The organism is Nocardia sp. NPDC057663 (assembly GCF_042799895.1).
Classification (GTDB): domain Bacteria; phylum Actinomycetota; class Actinomycetes; order Mycobacteriales; family Mycobacteriaceae; genus Nocardia.
Genome location: NZ_JBHVHX010000016.1, coordinates 1 through 18,523, shown reverse-complemented (window position 1 = coordinate 18,523; position 18,523 = coordinate 1). Strand labels below are relative to the sequence as shown.

General features: G+C 68.3%; 17 protein-coding genes. 9 read left to right on the top strand and 8 right to left on the bottom strand.

Annotated elements, in window-relative coordinates; translation table 11 throughout:
- On the top strand, positions 1 to 418 hold a 418-nt coding region (locus tag ACFVAV_RS26390; RefSeq protein ID WP_379038016.1), incomplete at its 5' end, for a tetratricopeptide repeat protein.
- Positions 419 to 484: 66 nt separating this feature from the next.
- Here ACFVAV_RS26390 and secA read toward each other — a convergent pair.
- On the bottom strand, positions 485 to 3,280 hold the full coding sequence (gene secA, locus ACFVAV_RS26385) for a preprotein translocase subunit SecA (protein WP_379038015.1): 2,796 nt from the start codon (positions 3,278 to 3,280) through the stop codon (positions 485 to 487).
- 247 nt (positions 3,281 to 3,527) lie between these two features.
- Here secA and ACFVAV_RS26380 point away from each other — a divergent pair, with 247 nt between their 5' ends.
- From ACFVAV_RS26380 to bluB, 6 genes are all read left to right on the top strand, one after another.
- Positions 3,528 to 4,937: a wax ester/triacylglycerol synthase family O-acyltransferase gene (locus ACFVAV_RS26380; RefSeq protein WP_379038014.1), complete on the top strand. Its 1,410-nt coding sequence runs from the start codon at positions 3,528 to 3,530 to the stop codon at positions 4,935 to 4,937.
- 40 nt (positions 4,938 to 4,977) lie between these two features.
- Complete coding sequence (locus tag ACFVAV_RS26375) at positions 4,978 to 5,487, top strand: DUF6912 family protein (RefSeq protein WP_379038187.1); 510 nt, start codon at positions 4,978 to 4,980, stop codon at positions 5,485 to 5,487.
- A gap of 122 nt (positions 5,488 to 5,609) precedes the next feature.
- On the top strand, positions 5,610 to 6,740 hold the full coding sequence (locus ACFVAV_RS26370) for a ferredoxin reductase (RefSeq protein ID WP_379038012.1): 1,131 nt from the start codon (positions 5,610 to 5,612) through the stop codon (positions 6,738 to 6,740).
- 194 nt (positions 6,741 to 6,934) lie between these two features.
- Entirely contained in the window at positions 6,935 to 8,290 is a 1,356-nt protein-coding gene (locus ACFVAV_RS26365) for a fatty acid desaturase family protein (RefSeq protein ID WP_379038009.1), read from the top strand.
- 99 nt (positions 8,291 to 8,389) lie between these two features.
- Positions 8,390 to 9,634 (top strand): fatty acid desaturase family protein, encoded by a 1,245-nt coding sequence (locus tag ACFVAV_RS26360; protein ID WP_379038008.1) that lies wholly within the window; start codon positions 8,390 to 8,392, stop codon positions 9,632 to 9,634.
- 23 nt (positions 9,635 to 9,657) lie between these two features.
- Entirely contained in the window at positions 9,658 to 10,293 is a 636-nt protein-coding gene (bluB, locus tag ACFVAV_RS26355; RefSeq protein ID WP_379038007.1) for a 5,6-dimethylbenzimidazole synthase, read from the top strand.
- A 49-nt stretch (positions 10,294 to 10,342) separates the two neighbouring features.
- On the opposite strand, the gene hpf is transcribed toward bluB, so the two are convergent.
- The 6 genes from hpf to ACFVAV_RS26325 form a co-directional block, all read right to left on the bottom strand.
- Complete coding sequence (gene hpf / locus ACFVAV_RS26350) at positions 10,343 to 11,041, bottom strand: ribosome hibernation-promoting factor, HPF/YfiA family (protein ID WP_379038005.1); 699 nt, start codon at positions 11,039 to 11,041, stop codon at positions 10,343 to 10,345.
- 182 nt (positions 11,042 to 11,223) lie between these two features.
- Positions 11,224 to 11,868, bottom strand: a complete 645-nt coding sequence (locus ACFVAV_RS26345) for a ComF family protein (RefSeq protein WP_379038003.1) — start codon at positions 11,866 to 11,868, stop codon at positions 11,224 to 11,226.
- Positions 11,869 to 11,900: 32 nt separating this feature from the next.
- Entirely contained in the window at positions 11,901 to 13,712 is a 1,812-nt protein-coding gene (gene lpqB / locus ACFVAV_RS26340) for an MtrAB system accessory lipoprotein LpqB (protein ID WP_379038001.1), read from the bottom strand.
- The gene (gene mtrB / locus ACFVAV_RS26335) at positions 13,709 to 15,478 is read right to left on the bottom strand and encodes an MtrAB system histidine kinase MtrB (protein ID WP_379038000.1); all 1,770 of its coding nucleotides are present in this window, start codon (positions 15,476 to 15,478) and stop codon (positions 13,709 to 13,711) included. The genes lpqB and mtrB overlap by 4 nt, the downstream gene beginning before the upstream one ends.
- A 124-nt stretch (positions 15,479 to 15,602) precedes the next feature.
- A complete protein-coding gene (mtrA, locus tag ACFVAV_RS26330) occupies positions 15,603 to 16,280 on the bottom strand; it encodes an MtrAB system response regulator MtrA (RefSeq protein WP_019048752.1) in 678 nt (225 codons plus the stop codon).
- A gap of 77 nt (positions 16,281 to 16,357) precedes the next feature.
- The gene (locus tag ACFVAV_RS26325) at positions 16,358 to 17,005 is read right to left on the bottom strand and encodes a dTMP kinase (protein WP_379037999.1); all 648 of its coding nucleotides are present in this window, start codon (positions 17,003 to 17,005) and stop codon (positions 16,358 to 16,360) included.
- A 230-nt stretch (positions 17,006 to 17,235) separates the two neighbouring features.
- Here ACFVAV_RS26325 and ACFVAV_RS26320 point away from each other — a divergent pair, with 230 nt between their 5' ends.
- Together ACFVAV_RS26320 and ACFVAV_RS26315 are read left to right on the top strand one after the other, a co-directional pair.
- Positions 17,236 to 17,493, top strand: coding sequence for a hypothetical protein (locus tag ACFVAV_RS26320; protein ID WP_379037998.1), 258 nt, complete (start codon positions 17,236 to 17,238; stop codon positions 17,491 to 17,493).
- Positions 17,494 to 17,689: 196 nt separating this feature from the next.
- Positions 17,690 to 17,941, top strand: coding sequence for a hypothetical protein (locus ACFVAV_RS26315; RefSeq protein ID WP_379037996.1), 252 nt, complete (start codon positions 17,690 to 17,692; stop codon positions 17,939 to 17,941).
- A gap of 154 nt (positions 17,942 to 18,095) precedes the next feature.
- Here the strand turns inward: ACFVAV_RS26315 and ACFVAV_RS26310 are convergent.
- A partial coding sequence (locus ACFVAV_RS26310; protein ID WP_379037995.1) for an adenosylhomocysteinase occupies positions 18,096 to 18,523 on the bottom strand: 428 nt, incomplete at its 5' end.

Sequence of the window (18,523 nt, the reverse complement as noted above, 5' to 3'; positions counted from 1 at the left end):
CTCATGGCGCGGCGACACCGGCGACATCACCGGCGCACTAGCCGACTTCCAGCACCTTCTCACCGACCGCACCCGCATCCTCGGACCCGACCACCCCGACACACTCACCACCCGCCACAACATCTCCTACTGGCGCGGACACATCGGCGACACCACCGGCGCACTCGCCGACCTTCGACAACTTCTCACCGACCGGCGCCGCGTCCTCGGACCCGACCACCCCGACACACTCCGCACCCACGGCGACATCGCTTTCTGGCACAGCGAAACCGGCGACACCACTGCCGCACTCGCCGACTTCCAGCAATTACTCACCGACCACACCCGCGTCCTCGGACCCGACCACCCTGATACACACAACACCCGTAGCTGGATCGACTTCCTGAAAGACCAGATTCAGTTTCCCGAACAGCGATAGCAACAGCGCAAACAACAATGGCTCCCACGGAAAGCCGTGGGAGCCATCATTGTTCGATTACCGACCTCAGCGGCGGCGCTTGCCCTTGGTTTCGGCGCGGGCGGCCTCGCGGCGTTCGCGGCGGGTGCCGTGCTGGCCGCCGTATTCCTGGGCGTCGGAATGGGATTCGGCGCGGCCGTCTTCGGCGGGGCCCGAGTAGTTCAGGCCGCGGGGGGACGCCTCGGAGATGCCCTTGGCGCGCAGCGCCGGCGGGGCCTGGGTTTCGGCGGGAGCGTCCTGGGGGCGCGGGGCGCCGACCGGGGAACGCAGGCCCGCGCCGACCGAGACGCCCTCGGGCTGGGGCTGCTGGACCTCGACCTGGAGGTTGAACAGGAAGCCGACCGACTCCTCCTTCAGGCCCTCCAGCATCGCGGCGAACATGTCGAAGCCCTCGCGCTGGTACTCGACCAGCGGGTCGCGCTGGGCCATCGCGCGCAGGCCGATGCCCTCCTTGAGGTAGTCCATCTCGTAGAGGTGCTCACGCCACTTGCGGTCCAGGACCGAGAGCAGGACCTGGCGCTCCAGGTTGCGCATCGCGCCTTCGCCCGCCAGGCCGTCGATCTCCTGCTCACGCTTCTCGTACGCGGTGTGCGCGTCGTCGAGGAGGGCTTCGCGGAGTTCGTCGCGGGTGAGTTCGCCCGCCTCACCGGTGGCGGTCTCGCCGGCCAGTTCCTTGTGGTCCAGGCTCACCGGGTACAGCGTCTTGAGCGCGGTCCACAGCTTGTCCAGGTCCCAGTCCTCGACATAACCCTCGGCGGTGGCGCCGTCGACGTAGGCGGTGGTCACGTCGGAGATCATGTTCTGGACCTGACCCTCCATGTCCTCGCCACGCAGGATCCGGTTGCGCTCGCCGTAGATGACGGTGCGCTGCTGGTTCATCACCTCGTCGTACTTCAAGACGTTCTTGCGGATCTCGAAGTTCTGCTGCTCGACCTGGGTCTGGGCGCTCTTGATGGCCTTGGAGACCATCTTCGCCTCGATCGGCACGTCGTCGGGCAGGTTCAGCCGCGTCATGATCGCCTCGAGCGCGGCGCCGTTGAAGCGGCGCATCAGCTCGTCACCCAGCGACAGGTAGAAGCGGGACTCGCCCGGATCGCCCTGACGGCCGGAACGACCACGCAGCTGGTTGTCGATACGACGCGACTCGTGGCGCTCGGTGCCGAGCACGTACAGGCCACCGGCGTCGCGCACGGCGTCGGCGTCGGCCGCCGTCTGCTCCTTGACCTGCTCGAGCGCGGAGTGCCAGGCGGCCTCGTACTCGTCGGCGGTGTGCACGGGGTCGAGGCCCTGCTTGCGCAGCAGGATGTCGGCGATGATGTCGGCGTTGCCACCGAGCACGATGTCGGTACCACGACCGGCCATGTTGGTGGCGACGGTGACCGCGCCGGGCCGACCGGCCTCGGCGATGATCTGGGCTTCCTGCTCGTGGAACTTCGCGTTCAGCACCGAGTGCGCCACACCGCGCTTGGTGAACTGCTTGGACAGGTACTCCGAGCGCTCGACGCTGGTGGTACCGATCAGGACCGGCTGGCCCTTCTCGTGCCGCTCCACCACATCGTCGACGACGGCGGCGAACTTGGCCTCTTCCGACTTGTAGATCAGGTCGGCCTGGTCCTTGCGGACCATCGGCTTGTTCGTCGGGATCGGGACGACGCCGAGGCTGTAGATCGAGTGCAGCTCGGCGGCCTCGGTCTCGGCGGTACCGGTCATGCCGGACAGCTTGCTGTAGAGGCGGAAGTAGTTCTGCAGGGTGATCGTGGCCAGCGTCTGGTTCTCCGGCTGGATCTCGACCTTCTCCTTGGCCTCGATCGCCTGGTGCATGCCCTCGTTGTAGCGGCGGCCGACCAGGATACGGCCGGTGAACTCGTCGACGATGATCACTTCGCCGTCGCGGACGATGTAGTCCTTGTCGCGCTGGTAGAGCTCCTTGGCCTTGATGGCGTTGTTCAGGTAGCTCACCAGCGGGGAGTTGGCGGCCTCGTACAGGTTGTCGATGCCGAGCTGGTCCTCGACGAACTCCACGCCCGCCTCGTGCACACCGATGGTGCGCTTCTTGATGTCCACCTCGTAGTGGACGTCCTTCTTCAGCAGCGGCGCGATGCGCGCGAACTCGGCGTACCACTTGGACGAGGCGTCGGCCGGGCCCGAGATGATCAGCGGGGTACGGGCCTCGTCGATGAGGATGGAGTCGACCTCGTCGACCACGGCGAAGTTGTGCCCGCGCTGGACGAGGTCGTCCAGCGAGTGGGTCATGTTGTCGCGCAGGTAGTCGAAGCCGAACTCGTTGTTCGTGCCGTAGGTGACGTCGGCGTGGTAGGCCACGCGGCGCTCGGCCGGGGTCATGCCGCCGAGGATGACGCCGACCTCGAGGCCGAGGAAGCGGTGCACGCGGCCCATCCACTCGGCGTCGCGCTTGGCGAGATAGTCGTTGACGGTGACGACGTGCACGCCCTCGCCGGAGATCGCGTTCAGGTACGCGGGGAGCACACAGGTCAGGGTCTTGCCCTCACCGGTCTTCATCTCCGAGATGTTGCCCAGGTGCAGCGAGGCGCCACCCATGATCTGGACCTTGTAGTGCTTCTGGTTCAGCACTCGCCAGGACGCCTCGCGGGCCACCGCGAACGCCTCGAGCAGCAGGTCGTCGAGGGTCTCACCGTCGGCGTAGCGCTGCTTGAACTCGGCGGTCTTGGCGCGCAGCTCGTCGTCGGTCAGCTGCTCGATCTCCTCGCCGTACGCGATGACCTCGTCGGCGAGGTTCGAGAGCCGCTTGACCGTGCGACCTTCACCAATCCGTAGCAACCTCGTCAGTGTCAGCGCAGGCACGGGTCTCGTCAGTCCTCTGGTCGGAGTGTGTTCGGCTAGTTGGCCACGGTGTTGTGGGCCATGGTAGTCCGCAGACCACCGTACCCGGCGGCGCGGACCCGTGCCCGGCTTACCGGAGGCAGACATCGTCCCTGGTCACGGCGCCCGACGGGCCCCGTTGCCCGGCACCGCGATTCACCTGCCGTGACGTAGGATGTAGCGCGTGCCCGGTCGGGGTCAGCTGGCACCGGAAGGAGTATCGGAGCGCGTGATCACGAGATTGACGCCGCAGGATGCGTCGTTCTACCGGCTCGAGTCGAGCAGCAACCCGATCCACATCGGCTCTCTCGCGATCCTCCAGAACTCCGAGCCCGACGCATCCGGCCAGATCCTGGACTACGACAAGCTGATCGACCTGGTCGATTCCCGGCTGCCGCTGGTTCCACGCTACCGCCGCAAGGTCCGCGAGATCCCGCTCACCCTCGGCAGGCCGGTGTGGGTGGACGACAGCCGCTTCGACATCAGCTACCACATCCGCCGCTCCGCGCTGCCCGGTCCGGGCAGCGACGAACAGCTCTACGACCTGGTCGCCCGGCTGGCGTCCCGGCCGCTGGATCAGGGCAGGCCGCTGTGGGAGATGTATCTGATCGAGGGACTCGCCGACGGGCGGGCCGCGGTGTTCACCAAATCGCATTCGGCGCTCGTCGACGGTGACACCGCGCTCGAGATCGGGCACGTGATCCTCGACAACAGCCCCCTGCCACGGGAGCTGGCCGACGTCGTGTGGCGCGCGCCGCGCGAACCCACCGACGCGGAACTGCTGGCGGGCGCGCTGTCCCAGCTCGCCGCGCAGCCGCGCGAGGCCTACGAGGTCGCCCGCGACGCGGGGTCCAATGCGTTCGGGCTGGTCAGGGGCGCCAGGATGGCGGTCAAGGCGGCGACCAACGCGGTGCGCGCCGCGACCTCGGGCGTCGCGGACAGCCCGCTCAACGCCCGCACCTCGCGCAGCCGCCGCTTCGATGTCGTGCGCACCGACCTCGACGACTACCGCACCATCCGGCGCCACTTCGACTGCTCGATCAACGACGCGGTGCTCGCCGTGGTCACCGGAGCGCTGCGCAACTGGCTGCTCTCGCGCAACGAGGCGCTGGTCGAGTCGACGAATCTGCGCGCCGTCGTCCCGATGTCGGTGTACGTCGACGGCGGCGACCAGCTGACCCCGGCCAGCGAGGTGTCCTCGTTCCTGATCGACCTGCCGGTGGGCGAACCGAATCCGGTGATGCGCCTGTCGCACATCTCGCACGCCACCGAAGCCGCGGGCAGGCAGCGTCGTGGTGTGAAGGCCCGCACGCTGGTGCACCTGGCCGGGTTCGCCCCGGCCAGCCTGCACGCGATGAGTGTGCGGGCGGCGAGTACCTTCGCCGACAACACGTTCAACCTGGTGATCACCAACGCGCCGGGACCACAGACCGCGATGTACATCGGCGGGGCGCGCATGCTGGAGATGTATCCGGTATCGCCGCTGCTGCGCAATCAGACGTTGAGTTTCGGACTCACCTCGTACGACGGTCAGGTCTTCTACGGACTCAACGCCGACCGCGACGCCATGGCCGACATCGATGTCCTCGCGGCGTCGGTGCACGAATCGATGGAGGAGTTGCTCGGTGTCTGTCTCTGAGAACGGCAAGGTGCGCGTCTACGTCCCGGCGACGATCCCGATGCTGCGGCAACTCGTCGACGAGCGGGAGGTGTTCCCGCTGGGCGCCACCGCGTTCGCCGTGACGCCCGCGCTGCGCGAGGCCTACGCCGCGGGTGACGACGAGGAACTGGCCGAGGTGGCGATGCAGGAGGCGGCCAGGGCCTCGCTGCGACTGCTGGCCGCCGAACGCGACGGACTCGACGACGCCGGCGCCGAGGGCGATGCGGCCACCCCGGGCAGCCCGGTGTACCGGCGCGCGGTGATCGCCGCCGACGTCACCGGCGCGAAGCTGCGGCCCGACCTCGACGACGCCGTGGTGAAGCTGGCCGGGCCGATCTCCTACGACCAGGTCGCATCCGTGCATGTCGACCTGGCGGACGCCGAACCGCAGGTCGCCAAGGCCGTCGACGTCATCGACGCCGCCGATCTGGGCGATACCGACGCCGAGTTCGTCCTCGGTGACGCCGAGGACCACCAGCTGGCCTGGTACGCCACCCAGGAGCTGCCGTTCCTGCTCGACCTGCTGTGACATCTCCCTGATCAGCGCTCCTGCCGCCGCTGCCACTGCCACCAAACCTACGATGCCGTAACCTGACAGCGAGCGAGCTACCCCACGGCGGCTCTGATGCACACAGGGAGACAACGGCAAGCATGGTCATGAACAAGTTCCGGGAATGGCTCGAAGCACCGGCCGCACAGGTAGGCGACCGCGGCGGCAAGCTCAACGTGCTGCGCGGCGCGGTGGCCCGGGTGACCACTCCTCTGCTGCCCGACGACTACCTGCACCTGGCCAACCCGCTGTGGTCGGCGCGGGAGCTGCGCGGGCGGATCGTCGAGGTGCAGAAGGAGACCGCCGACTCGGCGACGCTGGTGATCAAGCCGGGCTGGGGCTTCGACTTCAAGTACCAGCCGGGCCAGTACATCGGCATCGGCATCCTGATCGACGGCCGCTGGAACTGGCGTTCGTACTCGCTGACCTGCCCGCCGGACTGGACCGGTGAGGGTGGCAAGCGGCTCATCTCCATCGCGGTGAAGGCGATGCCGGAGGGCAAGCTGTCCAGCCACCTCGTCAACGGGGTCGCCGCGGGCACCATCGTGCGCCTGGCCGCGCCGCAGGGCGGGTTCGTGCTGCCGGAGCCGCCGCCGGCGAAGGTGCTCTTCCTCACCGCGGGCAGCGGCATCACCCCCGTGATGTCGATGCTGCGGACGATGGACCGGCGCAACGGCGTCAGCGACGTGGTGCACGTGCACTCGGCCCCCACCGACGCCGACGTCATGTTCGGCGCCGAACTGCGCGCGCTGCACGCCAAGCACCCGAGCTTCGTCTCGCACCTGCAGCTGACCGACGCGCAGGGCCTGTTCTCCCTGGCGAGCCTCGACGAGCTCTACCCCGACTGGCGCGAGCGTGAGACCTGGGCGTGCGGCCCCGCGCCGATGCTCGACGCGATCGAACACCATTGGAAGGCAGCGGGAATCCCCGACAAGCTGCACATCGAACGCTTCGAGGTCGAACGCTCCGCGATCGGCGAGGGCGGCACGGTGACCTTCGGCACCACCGGCCGCACCCTCACCGTCGACGGCGCGACCAGCCTGCTCGAAGCGGGCGAGTCCGTCGGCGTGCAGCTGCCGTTCGGCTGCCGCATGGGTATCTGCCAGACCTGCGTGGTCACCCTGTCCGCGGGACACGCCCGCGACCTGCGCAACGGCGACGAACGCCAGCCCGGCGACAAGGTGCAGACCTGCATCTCGGCTGCCGCGGGCGACTGCACGCTCGACATCTGAGCATCCCCTCCGCTGGGGACAGCAGGTACCCTCGGAGTCATGCGCCGGCCATATGAATGGCCGGCAGCGGCTGGTTTAGGCCTACCTCGCGCCGACCGGCGCAGCAGGGCCGAGAACACAGCGGCGCAGCCGCGGCGTTCTCGGCCCGCCTCCATTCTGAACCGACCAGCCGCCAACCGACAGAGAGGACCCCGGTGGCCATCACCGATATCCAGGCCTTCGCCCATCTCACGGCCGCCGACATCGAGACACTGGGGAAAGAGCTCGATTCGATCCGCCGATCGGTGGAGACCTCCCGCGGTGAGCGTGACGCGAAGTACATCCGGCGCACCATCGCCGCCCAGCGCGCACTCGAGGTGGCGGGGCGCGCGGTGCTGTTCGGCAGCCGCAACCGCTGGGCATGGCTCACCGGCACCGCGCTGCTGTCGGTGGCCAAGATCATCGAGAACATGGAGCTCGGGCACAACGTCAGCCACGGGCAGTGGGACTGGATGAACGATCCGGAGATCCACTCCACCAGCTGGGAGTGGGATATGACCGGGACCTCGGCGCAGTGGCGCCGGGCGCACAACTACTCCCACCACACCTACACCAACGTGCTCGGCAAGGACGAGGATCTCGGCTTCGGCATCCTGCGGATGACCCGCGACGAGGTCTGGCACCCGAAGCACCTGGTGCAGCCTGCGGCGAATCTGCTGCTGGCCGCCACCTTCGAGTGGGGCATCGCGCTGCACGACCTCGGCATCGAGAAGGAGCTTGCCGGAGTTCCGCAGAAGCAGCTGCTGTCCGAACCCAACAAGGAGTTCGCCCGCAAGGCGGGCCGTCAGGTGGTCAAGGACTTCGTGCTGTACCCGGCGCTGACCGGGCCCGCGTGGAAGTCGACGCTGAAGGCCAACACCACCGCGAACCTGGTCCGCAACCTGTGGGCGTACGCGGTGATCTTCTGCGGGCACTTCCCCGACGGCGCGGAGAAGTTCACGATCTCCCAGCTCGACGGCGAGACCCAGGGCGAGTGGTACCTGCGTCAGATGCTCGGCAGCGCCAATTTCAAGGCCGGTCCGGTGATGGCCTTCATGAGCGGCAATCTCTGCTACCAGATCGAGCACCACCTGTTCCCCGACCTGCCGAGCAATCGGTACCCGGAGGTCGCGGTGCGGGTGCGCGAACTGTGCGACAAGTACGACCTGCCCTACACCACCGGCTCGCTGGGCAAGCAGTACCTGCTGGCGTTCCGGACCATCCACAAGCTGGCGGTGCCCGACCGGTTCCTGAAGCGAACCGCCGACGACGCGCCCGAGACGTCCTCGGAACGCAAGTTCGCCGGCATCTCCCTGCCGGACGCGCTGCGGGTCGACCCGGAGACGGGCAAGCGCTTCGGCCTGCGCTCGGCGCTGCACGACGCGAAGGTGTCGCTGGAGATCAAGGCCAGGCACGAGAAGGAAGTCCTGCGCGAGGCCAAGGCGACGCTTAAGGCGCGGGCGCGGCAGGAGAAGCTGGCGCTGCGCGAGGCGAAGCGGGCGCTGGGCGAGCGGGCCCGCCGTCGCGGATGAGATAACATCTCGATCTCTTTTCCGCAATAGGACGCTTCACACAATCCAGGGTCGAGATCGCCAACCTACGCTCTCGTAACCTACGGTAGTGTAGCCGCCATGGCGATCTCGGATGTCAAGGAATACGCGCACCTCACCGCCGCGGATGTCGAAGCACTCGGTGCGGAGTTCGACTCGATCCGCCGCGAAATCGAATCTTCGCGAGGGGCCGCCGACGCGCGATATATCCGCAATGTCATCCGGCTACAGCGGGCGCTGGAGATCAGCGGCCGCACGGTCCTGTTCGCCAGCTTCCTGCCGCCCGCCTGGCTTGCCGGCGTCGCCCTGCTCGGCACTGCCAAGATCATCGAGAACATGGAGATCGGGCACAACGTCATGCACGGGCAGTGGGACTGGATGAACGATCCGGAAGTCCACTCCACCTCGTGGGAATGGGACAACGCGGGCCCGTCGGCGCACTGGAAGATCACCCACAACTTCCTGCACCACAAGTACACCAACGTCCTGGGCATGGACGACGACATCGGCTACGGCCTGCTGCGCGTCACCCGTGACCAGCGCTGGATGCCGTTCTACCTGGGCAACCCGATCTACAACCTGCTGCTGCAGATGCTGTTCGAGTACGGCGTCGCCATCCAGCATCTGGAACTGGGCAAGGTCGCCAAGAAGAAGTGGGACAAGGACTCGCCCGAGTGGCGGCAGTTCGACGCCGACCGCAAGCTGGTGCTCAAGAAGATCGGCAAGCAGGCCGCCAAGGACTATCTGATCTTCCCGCTGCTCACCGGCCCGTCGTTCCTCACCACCCTCACGGCCAACATGGCCGCCAACGTGGTGCGCAATGTGTGGACCAACGCGGTGATCTTCTGCGGGCACTTCCCCGACGGCGCAGAGAAGTTCACCAAGGCCGACATCGAGAACGAGACGCAGGGTGAGTGGTACCTGCGCCAGATGCTGGGCAGCGCCAACATCAGCGGCGGCCCGGTCATGCACTTCATGACCGGCAACCTCAGCCACCAGATCGAGCACCACCTGTTCCCCGACCTGCCGAGCAACCGCTACGCCGACATCGCCGTGCGGGTGCGGGAACTGGCCGACAAGTACGACCTGCCGTACACCACCGGTTCGATGCCGGTGCAGTACTTCAAGTCGTGGCGCACGATCCTCAAGCTGGCGCTGCCGAACAAGTACCTGCGCCACACCACCGACGACGCGCCGGAGACCAAGTCCGAGCGGCTCTTCGCCGGCAACGCGGTCCCCACCATCGACCCGGTGACCGGTCGTCGCCGTGGCCTGCGCACCGCGCTCGCCGCCGGGCGCAAGCTGGCCCGCCGCTCGATGGCCTGACGGACTGAGGTTGACTGGTCGGCGTGTATGCCGACCAGTTGAGCGTCTACGACGCGATCCGCCTGCGCCGTGATGTGCGCGCCGAATTCACCGGCGAGCTCGTCGACGACGACACTCTCTTGCGGATTCTGGACGCGGCCCATCGCGCGCCCAGCGTCGGCAACTCCCAGCCGTGGGACTTCGTCGTGGTCCGGCAGGCGGACACCCTGCGCCGCTTCGCCGACCATGTCGCGGACAAGCGGGTCGAGTTCAGGGACGCGCTGCCCGCCGACCGGGCCGAGACCTTCGAGCCGATCAAGATCGACGGGATCGTCGAGAGCGGCACCGGCATCGTGGTCACCCATGACGACCGGCGCGGCGGACCGCAGATCCTGGGCCGGGCGACCGTGCCCGAGACCGGGGTGTACTCGACGGTGCTGGCGATCCAGAACCTGTGGCTCGCGGCGACCGCGGAACAGGTCGGCGTCGGCTGGGTGTCGTTCTACGATCCGGACTTCCTGCGCGAGCTGGTCGACCTGCCCGCAGGCATCAAGCCGGTGGCCTGGCTGTGTGTCGGCCCGGTGCGCGAGTTCCAGCAGGTGCCCGATCTGGAACGGTTCGGGTGGCGCTCGGGTCGCTCGCTCACCGAGGCCGTGCATCACGAAACCTTCGGGGGCTGAACGTGATCCGGGCACCCGCTGATAGCGGGTGCCCGGAGGTGTGACGGTGTCAGGCCAGTCTGATCAGGCCGTAGTCGAATGCGTGTCTGCGGTAGACCACCGAAGGCCGGTCGCTCTCGCGGTCGTGGAACAGGAAGAAGTCGTGTCCGACCAGTTCCATCTGGTAGAGCGCGTCGTCCACCGACATCGGTGTCGCGTTGTGCACCTTGGTGCGCACGATGTGGCCGGGACCGCCTTCGTCTTCGGCTTCCTCGGCATGGGCGTGCGCGGCAGCGCCGTTCGCCTGGGTGAACAGGGATTCGTCGACCAGTGTGGCAGTGGCCCGTGCGACCGAGACGGGCGTCTTGTCGCCGTAGTGCACGACGCGCCGCTTGTCCTTGGACCGGCGCAGTCTGGTCTCGATCTTCTGGGTCGCCGAGTCGAGCGCGGCATAGAAGCTGTCTGCGCAGGCTTCCGCGCGCACGATCGGTCCACGGCCGCGCGCGGTGATCTCCACACGCTGACAGGCCTTGCGTTGACGACGGTTGCGTTCGTGGAACAGTTCCACATCGAAGAGGAAAATCGACGGATCGAAGCGCTCGAGCCGAGCCAGCTTCTCCGCGACATGGATTCGATAGTGGTCGGGGACTTCGACATTCCGACCGGAGACCACCACTTCGGCGTTCGGGCTCTCGGTCGTGTCGGCGGCACTGTCGGCCAGCGCCGAAGGGTCAGCATCTCGCACTGATGCCCGTGAAGAAGTCGTCACGCGTACCTCCCGGATTTGGCCGCACACGATGAAGCGAGTGCGGCGGGATTGAGCTGTGCCGATCGGAATCGCTCGGCACCAGATGTCCGCGGCTCCACCTCCCAAACTTGTCGTTCGGTGTGTGTCCGCGACGCTAGTCCGCCACGGGCAAGCGCGCCACTGTTCACGCAAATTTCGCGGAGTCAAGCCGCGCAGGTCACCAAAACAGCACGCGGACGTACGCCGATTCCACTAAGAACGCGCACCGATTCGGTGACAGTCGCCCCTGTCGTGAGCACATCGTCTACGACAACGACCTCGGTGTTCGGCGCGAGACCAGCGGGTTCGAGCACCCCGCCGACGGTGATGATCTTGTCGCGCAGATTGTGCGCGCGTTCAGCGGGCGTCAAGCCCACCGAATCGCGCACGCCGGGCCGCATCCGCAGCAGCGGCACGGTCCGGCAATCGATCAGCCACTGCGCCGCGGCCACCGCCGACCGCGTCACCGGGTCGCCGCCACGGCGCCGGGCGGCCGCCGCGCGAGTGGGCGCGGGAACGAGAACCAGCGGCCGATCTGGCGCCCGCAAACGGGCCAGAGCGACGGCCAGCGCCAGGCCGAGCGGTGCGGCCAGATCGCGCCTGCCGCGTTCCTTGGCGGCCAGCACAGCGCGTCGGCCCGGACCGCGATAGGGGCCGAGCGCCCAGCACGGGACGCCGGGATCGGTGCGTGGCCTGACCCGCACCGGATCCAGGCTCAGCTCGGCCGCGCAGCAGGCGCACCAGACCGCGCCCGCCGTTCCGCAGCCGCCGCAGTGGACCGGAACCACCAGATCGAGCAGGGCTCTCATAGCGCACGAGTATCACACCGCGCACCGACAGCTCAGCTGGGCAGCACCGGGACGACCCGCTCGCCGGTCAGCCCCGGCACCTCGCGCCAGAAGCGGTCGTTGCGGGCCGGGTCGGCGGTCTGCAACTGCAGCACGGCGCGGGAATCGGCGACGTACTGGGTGGCGGGTGCCGCGGTCACCACGCGCACCGGCGGGGTCAGGTTCTGCGAGGTCACCGGGGTGAACTGGGAACCGTCGATGGACACGGTGAAGACCGGGTCGACGTTGCCCTCGCGCGCCACCATGATGGTGTCGCCGGTGACCCAGCTCAGCGACACCGCGCGGCTGCTCAGGCCGAGGGCCAGCGGCAGCGGGGAGGTGAGCGCGTACTTGCCGTCAGGGCGGCGCTCGATCACCGCGACGTAGACCTTCCCGTCGGCGATCAGCGCCGCGCGCGCGCCGGTGCGCGACACCATGATCTCGCTGATCGGCGGCCGCGGCGAACCCGATCCCTCGAACAGCGCGGTGGTGTCGACGTCCTGCACCGAGACGTTGCCGGTGGCGCGATCGGTGACCGCGCGGATGACACGGTCGCCGTCGATGACGGTCCATGCCGCGCCGCCGTCGGCGGTCCACGAGGGACGGGCGATGCTCGCGCCCTCGGCGACCGCGAACGCCTTGGCCCCGTAGTTGCCGATCAGCAGGGTCCGGCCGGGTTCGGGTGCGGGTCTGCCGGTGTCGGCGACCGCGGCGACGAACTGGCCGTCGGCGGAGATCCCCACCGACTGCAGGTTGGTCGCGTCGCCGAAGGATCCGTTGGGCGTGACGATGCCGTCCGGGGTCACCTGGACCAGCGTGCCGTCGCGCAGGGCGTGCAGGCCGATCCGGTTCTGGCCGGGCGCGGACGCGCTGTACTGGTCGAGGTCGGCGACCGACCAGCCGTTGGCGTAGCGCTCGTCGAGCGGTTTGCCGTCGGCGAGCAGCACGTACGGGCCGAGGAGGTCGGCGCCTGCCAGCGTCATCACCACCTGCGCGGCGAGCAGTTCGCGTTCGCGCGGTCCGAGGGCGCCGACTCCGCCGAAGTCGATGCGGACACCGCCGATGCCGATGCCGACCTCGCCGGGTTCGTTGTTGGCCTTGGTGATCGGGCCGCGCACGGTGATCGGCGGGGCGAGCTGGTTGCGCACCACCGGGGCGATCGTGGACTGCGGGCCGGCTCCGAGCATGCCGATCAGCCGCTCGGTCAGCTGGGCGCGCGGGACCGAGACCCAGCGGGGGTCGGGCACGAGCACGGAGCTGCTTGCGTCGATGTACTGCAGAACGTAGCGGCGGTAGGACTTGTCGAACGCGCTGGAGTCGATGACGACGCCCTCGGGCAGCTCGGTGATCCGCCACTCGCCGTCGATCTTGCTCATCTCGATCTTATTCTCGAGCGTGCCCTCGACGGCCCGGTAACTGCCGTCGCTCGCGAGCTCGCCGACCTTGCGGGAGCGGATGACGTAGCTGGCCTTGTCGCCCGAGCGCGACTCGCGCAGGGTGTCGGGCCGGTCGACGATGGTGATGCTGGCCTCGTCGTTCCATTCGCCCGCGGTGTCGGCGGCGATGTACTGCCTGGCCGCCGCGTGCCGGTTGGCCGGGTCGGCGCTGGCGGTGAGGAAATCGCTCACCAGCAGGTCGGGGTCGCGGCCGGAGATCGGCGGTGGCGGGCCCTCCGAGGTCGGAGCGCGGTTGATGGTGCCGAGCGCCTGGGGCGCCGAGGACTCCGGCAGGCTGGCGCAGCCGGTGAGGACCAGCATGCCGGCCAGGACGGCCGCCAGCAGCGCGGCGCCACGCCGCGGCAGGCGATCACCACCCGCGTTCGTCATGACTGTCGGTCTCCGGTCTCGGTGGACATCGGCTCCTCGTCGTCGGCTTCGGTCACCACGCGCCCGTTGGTCTCGGGGAGCGCACCGGGCTCCGTGGCCGACTCGGCACCGGATTCCGGTGCGGGCGCGTCGGACAGCTCGCCCGACTCCGGGTCGACCACCACCTCCGGCTCGTCGCCCGGGTCTGTCTCGGGCAGTGCGGGCACCTTGCGCAACATCGGCTCCAGCGCGAGCGGGCTCGCGCCCAGCTTGCGGCCGCGCACCATCGGCAGCAGCAGCCGGAAGCTGGCGCCGACGCCGGGATCGCCCCAGGCCTCGAGCCTACCCTCGTGCAGGTTGGCGTCCTCGACGCTGATCGACAGGCCGAGGCCGGTACCGCCCGATCGGCGCACCCGGGACGGGTCGGAGCGCCAGAACCGGTTGAACACCAGCTTCTCCTCGCCCGGCCGCAGCCCGACGCCCTGGTCGCGCACGACCGTCGCGACCGCGTTGGCATCGGCGTCGCCGCGCATCCGGATCAGCACCGGCTTGCCCTCGCTGTGGTCGATGGCGTTGGCGAGCAGGTTGCGCAGCACCCGCTCGACCCGACGCGGGTCCACCTCGGCGACGACCGGTTCCTCCGGCAGGTCGATGACCAACTCGACTCCGGCTTCCTTGGCGAGGTGGCGCACCGTGGAGATCGCGGCCCGCGCGCACATCCGCACGTCCAGCGATTCCACCTGCAGCTCGGCCACACCGGCGTCGTGGCGGGAGATCTCGAGCAGGTCGTTGAGCAGGCCCTCGAACCGGTCCAGTTCGTTGACCAGCAGTTCGGAGCTGCGGGCCAGCGCCGGATCGAGATCGTCGCTCGAGCCGTGGATGAGGTCGGCCGCCATCCGCACCGTGGTGAGCGGGGTACGCAGCTCGTGGCTGACGTCGGAGGTGAACCGGCGTTGCAGGTTGCCGAACTCCTCGAGCTGGGTGATCTGGTTCGACAGGCTCTCGGCCATCTCGTTGAACGCCTGCGCGAGCCGGGCCATGTCGTCCTCGCCACGCACGAGCATGCGTTCCTTGAGCCTGCCGTCGGCGAACCGGCCCGCGATCCGCGCCGCCGACCGGATCGGCAGCACCACCTGCCTGGTGACCAGTGCGGTGATCGCGGCGAGCAGCACCAGCAGCACGACGCCACCGATGAGCATCGTGCCGCGCATCAGCGACAGGCTCGCTTCCTCGCTGGCCAGCGGGAAGATCAGGTAGATCTCCAGTGTCGCGATCTCGGCGCTCGGGCTGCCGATGATCAGCGCGCGCCCGCGATAGCCGTCCGGGTCGGCGACCGTCGTGAACTGGTAGGAGACCTGGTTGCGCTGGACGAATCGGCGCAGCTCGGGCGGCACCTCGGAGATGGGACCGGCGGTGATCTCCTGCGGCGGCGTCCCGCCGACCATCGCCAGCGCCGAGTCGAAACTACCGGCGGCACCCGTGGACTGGCCGGTGCCGCCACGGCTGGACAGCGCGGCGCGCGCCTCGGCGAGCTGCTGCTGCTGACTGTTCGCGTCGTGCGCGCCGGAGAGAATGTTCTCGATCGTGCTGCGGGCACGATCCATCTCCTCGACCGCCGCGTTGATCTTGGCCTCGAGCAGCCGGTCGGTGATCTGACCGGTCAGCACGACACCGAGGATCGTGATCACGATGAGCGAGAGGGTCAGCGTGGACACGATGACACGCAGCTGCAGCGACCGGCGCCACAGATGGCCCAGCGCGGTCCCGACAGCCTGGAACCAGGCCATGACCGGGTCCGCCCATCGCCGCACCTGCGTGATGAAGGTGTGCGCACGTCCGTCGTGCGCTGGAGGCGCTGACGCTGGACCGGCAGGTCGACCGTCGGTCACAGCGGCGCCTCACAGGTACCGATCACGGCGGTCCGGCCTTGTAGCCGACACCGCGGACGGTCAGCACGATCTCCGGGTTCTCCGGATCCTTCTCGACCTTGGCGCGTAGTCGCTGCACGTGCACGTTGACCAGGCGGGTATCGGCGGCGTGCCGGTAACCCCAGACCTGCTCGAGCAGCACCTCGCGGGTGAACACCTGCCGCGGCTTGCGCGCGAGTGCGACCAGCAGGTCGAACTCCAGCGGGGTGAGCGAGATCTGCGCACCGCCACGCGTCACCTTGTGCGCGGGCACGTCGATGACGATGTCGGCGATGGAGAGCAGCTCGGCGGGCTCGTCCTCGGTACGGCGCAACCGAGCACGCACGCGGGCGACGAGTTCTTTCGGCTTGAACGGCTTGACGATGTAATCGTCCGCGCCGGACTCCAGACCGAGCACCACATCGACCGTGTCGGTCTTGGCGGTGAGCATCACGATCGGGACGCCGGAATCGGCCCGCAGCACACGGCATACATCGATGCCGTTCATGCCGGGCAGCATCAGGTCCAGCAACACCAGGTCGGGGCGGATCTCCCGCACCGCCGACAGGGCCTGCGTGCCGTCGCCGACCACGTGCGGGTCGAACCCTTCCCCGCGCAAGACGATGGTCAGCATCTCAGCGAGTGCCATATCGTCGTCGACGACCAGAATCTTGGGCTTCATAGTCCTATGTTGTCATCTCCCAGGCCAGGATCGGGCCGCCACGCCATTAATGGTGTGAACCCGTCGCGTATCCAACCTTATCCGGCAAAGATTTCCGAGCAGAGGGTGAGTAGGGCAGGCCTATCGTCATCGGATCGGTATGTCCACCATCGACCGAACCAGTCGCGGTCGGCCAGCTCACGATAGACCTCGCCGGTGCGCCGCTGCAGACCGCCGTCGCGCTCGTACGCGTCGAGGGCGCGGGACTCGTCGAGTTCACCACGGCGACGGGCACGTTCGGCCGCGACCTCGGTGGGAATGTCGATCAGCACGGTCAGTTCGGGGGCGGGCAACCCCAGCCTGCCGAACTCCAGATCGCCCACCCAGGCGACGATTTCGCCATCGGCGTCCTGTTCGGCGCGGGCCGCCGAGTACGCGGCGTTGGAGGCCACCCAGCGGTCCAGGATGACGATATCGTTGGCGTCCAACAGGTTCGACAGCTCGGCGCTCGCCTCGGCCCGGTCGAGGGCGAACATGATCGCCATCGCGTTGATCGAGCCGGCCAGGTCGCCGTGCGCGCCGCGCAGCGCCTCGGCGGCCAGATCCGCGTGGATCGATCGGCCGTATTGCGGAAAGGCCAAACTACCCGCCCGCAATCCCTTGGCGGACAATTCGGCGATCAATCCGTCGATCAACGTCCGTTTACCGGCGCCGTCGAGGCCTTCCACCGCAATCAGTACGCCCATGAGCGGTGAGATTACCCGGCGGGATTCGGCGGGCGTCCAGCGAGCCGCGCGCCCGAGCACTGTGTCGTCCGACGCGCCGGGCATGCGGGGACCGGATTACCCGTTTCACCCACTCGACCCGGTGTGAAGTGTTCTCATTCCAAAGTCCTCGGCGGATCGGCTCCGTCCGGGCTACCGAGGCACATCACCCCCGCGCCCGCGCCGCCGGGCCGCTCGACCCAGGAGTCACCATGCTCAACCGAACCGTTCTCCGCGCCGCCGTGGCCGCCGCCGCGCTCGGCATCGCCCTCGCGGGCTCCGGCTTCGCGGCCGCCGCTCCGACGGCCGACCCCATCGGCCGCGGCGACCACCCGCGCAGCGGCTCGGCCGCGCTGCTCAGCGGCTCGGCCGAGGCCGGTTCCGCCGCCGCGGGCTCCGCGGCCGAACTCGCCGCCTGCGCGCTCCTGGAAGCCGTCATCCCCCTGCCGGTCTGCCTGCTGCTGGTCTGATCGCCGGATTCCTCGCGGCCGTCGATGCCCCGAAATCTCGCGGCTGCTGCCGAGCCCTATCAGCGGGCAAAGTGTGCGTCTGGCACTTCTTCCCGCGGCGGCCCGGCTGGTGCGGGTCCGACGTCCTGTGCTGATTCGCGGCCCTCCTGACGCACAACCGGGGGCCACTGTCCTACGTACCAAATCAGGAGCACCAATGCATCGCAAGTCTCTGCGCACCGCCGTCGCCGCCCTCACCGTCGGTCTCGCCCTCGCAGGCGCCGCCGCCACGGCGACCGCCGAGCCGCGACCGCTCGAGCCCCACTCGCCCGCTCCCGCCCAGGTGGCTGATTCCGGGAGCAGCATCAGCCCCGTGACGATCACCTCGCTGCTTCGCTCGCTCGCCGTCGCAGTCGGAAGCGCCGAGCCGTGCGACTACACCAAGTTCCCGTCCAACTGCGCCTTCTGATCCGGGCAGGCTGTCCCTGCTGCGCGACAGCGGCCTGCCGATCACCGATCGGCAGGCCGCTGTCATGCCGTCTCGTATCGCACGTGCCGAACGAACGCCGGCTCGCCGATCTCCGCGATCGGCGAGCCGGGTGGCACGAACTACCCCCGCTGCCTCAGTAGCGGTAGTGGTCGGGCTTGTACGGGCCCTCCACATCCACACCGATGTACTCGGCCTGATCCTTGGTGAGCTTGGTCAACGTGCCACCCAGAGCCTCGACATGGATCTTGGCGACCTTCTCATCGAGATGCTTGGGCAGGCGGTAGACCTCGTTGTCGTACTCCTGCGGCTTGGTCCACAACTCGATCTGCGCGATCACCTGGTTGGAGAAACTGTTCGACATCACGAACGAGGGGTGACCGGTCGCGTTGCCCAGATTCAGCAGACGACCCTCCGACAACACGATGATCGCCTTACCCGAATCGAAGGTCCACAAATCGACCTGAGGCTTGATGTTCAAACGCGTCGCACCCGAGGTCTCCAGGGCAGCCATATCGATCTCGTTGTCGAAGTGACCGATATTGCCCAAGATGGCCTGGTCCT

What these genes read in the sequence shown, in the direction of transcription:
- ACFVAV_RS26375 (WP_379038187.1), top strand. Translation starts at nt 4,978, where the DNA reads ATGCTGCGGCAACTCGTCGACGAGCGGGAGGTGTTCCCGCTGGGCGCC.
- ACFVAV_RS26370 (WP_379038012.1), top strand. Translation starts at nt 5,610, where the DNA reads ATGGTCATGAACAAGTTCCGGGAATGGCTCGAAGCACCGGCCGCACAG.
- ACFVAV_RS26360 (WP_379038008.1), top strand. Translation starts at nt 8,390, where the DNA reads ATGGCGATCTCGGATGTCAAGGAATACGCGCACCTCACCGCCGCGGAT.
- ACFVAV_RS26345 (WP_379038003.1), bottom strand. Translation starts at nt 11,868, where the DNA reads ATGAGAGCCCTGCTCGATCTGGTGGTTCCGGTCCACTGCGGCGGCTGC.
- lpqB (WP_379038001.1), bottom strand. Translation starts at nt 13,712, where the DNA reads ATGACGAACGCGGGTGGTGATCGCCTGCCGCGGCGTGGCGCCGCGCTG.
- mtrB (WP_379038000.1), bottom strand. Translation starts at nt 15,478, where the DNA reads ATGGCCTGGTTCCAGGCTGTCGGGACCGCGCTGGGCCATCTGTGGCGC.
- mtrA (WP_019048752.1), bottom strand. Translation starts at nt 16,280, where the DNA reads ATGAAGCCCAAGATTCTGGTCGTCGACGACGATATGGCACTCGCTGAG.
- ACFVAV_RS26325 (WP_379037999.1), bottom strand. Translation starts at nt 17,005, where the DNA reads ATGGGCGTACTGATTGCGGTGGAAGGCCTCGACGGCGCCGGTAAACGG.
- ACFVAV_RS26320 (WP_379037998.1), top strand. Translation starts at nt 17,236, where the DNA reads ATGCTCAACCGAACCGTTCTCCGCGCCGCCGTGGCCGCCGCCGCGCTC.
- ACFVAV_RS26315 (WP_379037996.1), top strand. Translation starts at nt 17,690, where the DNA reads ATGCATCGCAAGTCTCTGCGCACCGCCGTCGCCGCCCTCACCGTCGGT.